Source organism: Candidatus Cyanaurora vandensis, assembly GCF_013285555.1.
GTDB classification, from domain to species: Bacteria; Cyanobacteriota; Cyanobacteriia; order Gloeobacterales; family Anthocerotibacteraceae; genus Cyanaurora; species Cyanaurora vandensis.
Window position 1 is genome coordinate 1 of sequence record NZ_JAAXLT010000028.1, and the last position, 4,194, is coordinate 4,194.

At 52.1% G+C, this 4,194-nt stretch carries 4 protein-coding genes, 1 tRNA gene and 1 pseudogene; 2 read left to right on the plus strand and 4 right to left on the minus strand.

The genetic code is table 11. The annotated features are described in order from the left end of the window. Positions 1-335, plus strand: a 335-nt coding sequence (locus HFM78_RS01900; RefSeq protein WP_287127723.1) for a transposase, incomplete at its 5' end; no start/stop codon positions are given. Positions 336-568: 233 nt separating this feature from the next. On the opposite strand, the gene mnmH is transcribed toward HFM78_RS01900, so the two are convergent. From mnmH to HFM78_RS01920, 4 genes are all read right to left on the minus strand, one after another. Then, on the minus strand, positions 569-1,633 hold the full coding sequence (mnmH, locus tag HFM78_RS01905; protein ID WP_287127724.1) for a tRNA 2-selenouridine(34) synthase MnmH: 1,065 nt from the start codon (positions 1,631-1,633) through the stop codon (positions 569-571). Beyond that, positions 1,630-2,274: a PRC-barrel domain-containing protein gene (locus HFM78_RS01910; protein WP_287127725.1), complete on the minus strand. Its 645-nt coding sequence runs from the start codon at positions 2,272-2,274 to the stop codon at positions 1,630-1,632. Before HFM78_RS01910 ends, mnmH begins: the two co-directional genes overlap by 4 nt. 23 nt (positions 2,275-2,297) lie before the next feature. Next, positions 2,298-2,708, minus strand: a complete 411-nt coding sequence (locus tag HFM78_RS01915; RefSeq protein ID WP_287127726.1) for a hypothetical protein — start codon at positions 2,706-2,708, stop codon at positions 2,298-2,300. Positions 2,709-2,733: 25 nt separating this feature from the next. Then, positions 2,734-2,817: transfer RNA gene (locus tag HFM78_RS01920), tRNA-Leu, on the minus strand. A gap of 486 nt (positions 2,818-3,303) precedes the next feature. Between HFM78_RS01920 and HFM78_RS01930 the strand changes: the two are divergent. Next, positions 3,304-4,194, plus strand: a pseudogene (locus tag HFM78_RS01930) (RNA-guided endonuclease InsQ/TnpB family protein); the annotation flags it as partial.

Below are 4,194 nucleotides of genomic sequence, written 5' to 3' on the forward strand. Positions count from 1 at the left end.
AGAACCATCACTTAGCTAAATCCATTAGTGATGCTAGCTGGTCAATGTTCAGAACATGGTTGGAATATTACGGCAAAGTGATGGGGCGGATAGTCATTGCTATGGCACCCCACTACACCAGCCAAGAGTGTTCTAGCTGTCATGCCATTGTGAAAAAGTCATTGTCTACGCGCACCCATACTTGTCAGTGTGGCTATGTACTAGACCGTGACCACAATGCAGCCTTGAATATCTTGGCAGCAGGATTACAAAGTACCGAGGGGCACTGGGAAACGTCAACGCTTGGGGAGAGCATAGCCCCTACGACAGAGGCGCAATCCGATGTTGCAAGCTAACTCGTGGAACCAGGAATCCCCGGCTTTAGCCGTGGGCAGTGTCAAGTACAACTTTAAACAGTGAGCAGCCTATCCAGTTGTAGAGGGTTGACCGCCCTGCACCGGTGATTGAGCTATTGGAAGTCTACAAGAGTGGGATTTTTCTCTGACTGTCCTGTAGTCCCATTATTTAAAGCAGTCGTGAAAATCAACATAGCGGTTTGTTGGTTTGCTGACAAGGTTTGGACCGTAGGTCAAAATTTCGGCACTCCCGCTTTCGCTCCAAGATGTAACAATTCAGTTACAGCTTGGTCCAGATCTGGGGCTGCTAGGTCGGCTAGGGTTATGGTCCGGTCCATCTGGGCATAACGACGGGTCAGACTGTGGGTATAGGTGGGGTCGTAATGGTCCTGGAGCAAGCGCGTGACAAAGTCCGTCCATTGACCCCGGTCAATTAGATCAAACCAAGCCTGGACTGTGGCATGACCACGCACGGGAATGAGGGCCTGGAGTTGTTGTTTGAGGTGGTTTGGGTGGGCGATGAAGTGGGGGTACTCATGGATAATCCACTGGGTTCGTACCGCAAGGGGGGCCTGAATTTCTACACTCATCCCCTGAGCTATGGTCGTCAGTAGAGGTTTAGATAAATGGATTTGACCAACCTTGGCACTCTCGGACTCCACCCAGACTACTCGGTTGGGGTCAAACTGCTGAAGCTGAGCCAATAGGAGTGAGTCAAAGTACTTCTGGGTCGGCTGGGGGACCGACGTTTGCCCGAGGAGTGAACCCCGATGCTGAGCCAGGTGTTCCAGGTCAAGCACTTGGGCACCTTGTCGGCTAAGCTCACCCAGTAACAAAGTCTTACCCGAACCCGTCGGACCACAGAGGACGTGGTACTTAAACTGGGTGGGTAATTGGGCTAGTTGTGCCTGCACTTCCCGGCGGTAGGTCTTGTAGCCCCCAGTCAAAACCGTCACTTGCCAACCAATCTCCGTAAGCACCGTAGCCAGACTCCCCGAACGCTGACCGCCCCGCCAGCAATAAACCAAAGGCCGATAGTCCCGCGCACATCGCTCAAAGTGATTGAGTAGATGATGCGCAATATTTTGGGAGACTAGGGCCGCCCCGAGCTTACGGGCGGCAAAAGAATCCTGGGCGTACAAAGTCCCGACCTCAGCCCGTTCCTGGTCATCGAGGATGGGCAGGTTGACAGCTCCGGGGATGTGGTCCTCGGCGTACTCTCCCGGCGACCGTACATCCACGATTTCGCTGTAATCTAGGGGCCAGGGCGAAGAGGCTAAACGGATCGGCGGGGTCACACGGGTTCGTTATCCGGGGCGGTTTCAAGGGGCACGGGCTCACTGAGGACAGGGACTTCCTCCCGCTTCGCCATCCGTTCGCGTAGGGTAGCGGCGGTCTCTTGGACCTTGGTGCGCCCCAGTTCTATCCACTGCTGCATTCCCTTGTCCACCTGGGTCTGCCGTTCCTCGGCCCCAGCTTTGACGATGGAGCGTTCCTTACCAATAGTCAGAAGTTCGCCACCATCCAGACTGGTATGGCCTTCCAGCAGTCCCGCCAACCCCCCACCGGAGATTAGGCAGTTGGTAATTTGTCCACTGACGCGCTCGAAGTAATAATCATCCACCTGCCCCAACCGCTTACCGCCCTCGGTGACGAGTTCGTGGTCTACAAACCGAGTCTGGGCCTCGGGCACTAGATCCACCAATGCTGTGATGGAGCCAATCAGGATTGCATCTTCACCCAGGACCTGAATCCGGTCAAAGGGGACGGCAACGATGGTGGTCCGGCCCTTGATGAGACAACCCAGGGCACTCACGCGACGGCTCTGGGGGTCCACCCAGACTTCATTGACCGTGCCTGCTTTACTGGCATCATCCAAGGTAATAATGCTCTTGCCCAATAGGGACTTACGCTGACAAACCGCCGACAATTCGCTCATGGTCGCTCTCGCAGTCAATACGTTTAGTTTAGGCTCTCCAACCGATTTGGCTGAGCCGACTTGGTTTGCAAGAAACGCACTAACTGGTTCAAGAGTTGACGCTGGCCTAACTGGAGGGGGATCACGGTAATTCCGGTGGTGGTCTGGGTCAACCAACCCTCTCCCCACTGCCAGACACTAAAGCCATCCACCGCCCCCCACAGCACCATCCGCAATTCGCTGTCCGTCGCTGTCTCCACCCGGTGTCCAATCGCCAAGGGACCCAGGTAAGAGGTGAAGGTCAACCCCGGACACAACCGCAGCACATCCATCGGATACTGCTGGGGCCAAGCCCACTGCCGGATGAGGGGCACAGACTGGAGATGTTCAGCAATGACTGGAGCGGTGGCGGGAACCGTTTGACGTAAGGTGGTCGTCTGGAAAAAACCCAACATCCTCCGCCCTCTGAATTTTAAAAAGTGGTGCCGGTGGTCAGACTCGAACTGACACGGATCTCTCCATTCGATTTTGAGTCGAACGCGTCTACCATTCCACCACACCGGCATGAATCAACGATTGTGGAGATGACCATAACACGACTGAAACTGTCATATTATGCTTCCCAGCCACTGCACTTACATTGGAATTCTAGCTTTTACACCAGAAGCAACTTAAGCCAGACCTTATTATAGGGCTGGAGAGTCCCCTCACGTCAAAAGTCAAATTGTTCTTGCGCCCATAGGCCTGAGTACCGTTTTTGTCTACTCCTGAGTCAAGCTATATGTTTTATAGTAATGAAAAATTCAACCGCAAAAAGTAATTATTGCTATTTCAGCATATTCCGTCTGTAGAAAAGGGAGTCCCGAGCGCGAAAAAAGGAGCCATGATGAACCGACGGGAATGGGAACATGCATTGGCTTAACAGGCCGAAGTTTATCAAGAGCGGCGTAAAACCCCTAGCTTCAGCTATGGGGATATATGCCGTATGCGCCAAAGGCGAATAGGATATCTAAGCAACAACTTTCAGCTTAAATAAACTACAATAGTAGCATGTTAGTTCTTGAGTCAAAGTTAGTCGCCACCTCTGAGCAATTCGCCTTAATTGATGAGGCGATCCGCTCTTTCCAATTCATCCGAAGTAAAGCCTTGCGCTACTGGATTGACACCAAAGGAGCTACCAAGTATGACCTAAATAAACAGTGTGCGATTCTTGCCAAAGAGTTTGAATGGGCAGGAAAGCTAAACTCGATGGCGCGACAGTCAGCAGCCGAACGAGCATAGGCAGCAGTCTCCAGCTTCTTTGACAACTGTAAAAAGAACATTGTGGGCAAGAAAGGCTATCCTAAGTTCCAAAAAGATAATCGCTCCGTTGAATATAAAACTACCGGATGGAAACTTTCCAATGAACGTAGGTTTTTAACGTTAACCGACGGGTTTAATATGGGTAAGCTCAAGTTGCTAGGTACTAGAGATTTGAGGACGTACAGCAAAGAACAAATTAAGCGTGTACGGCTAGTGCGTCGGGCCGATGGCTACTATGCTCAGTTCTGCATTGACACAGACCGTACTGAAGATTTAGCCCCGACGGGTCAGACTATCGGTCTGGATATGGGGCTAGAAAGCTTTTACACTGACTCCACTGGGGTCAAGGTAGAAAACCCCCGTTACCTGGGTAAAGCTGAAAAGCAACTCAAACGGGCGCAACGGCGGGTGAGTAAAAAGGCCAAAGGCAGCAAGAATCGTCTCAAAGCGAGGAAGCGGCTAGGCCGTCAGCACTTGAAAGTCCAACGTCAGCGTAAAGACTTTGCCATAAAAACGGCAAGGTGCGTAGGGGTCCGGCATCGGACCCCTGTCCAGTCTAACGACTTGGTTGCTATTGAAGACTTACAAGTGCGGAACATGGTCAAGAACCATCACTTAGCCAAGTCCATCAGCGATGCT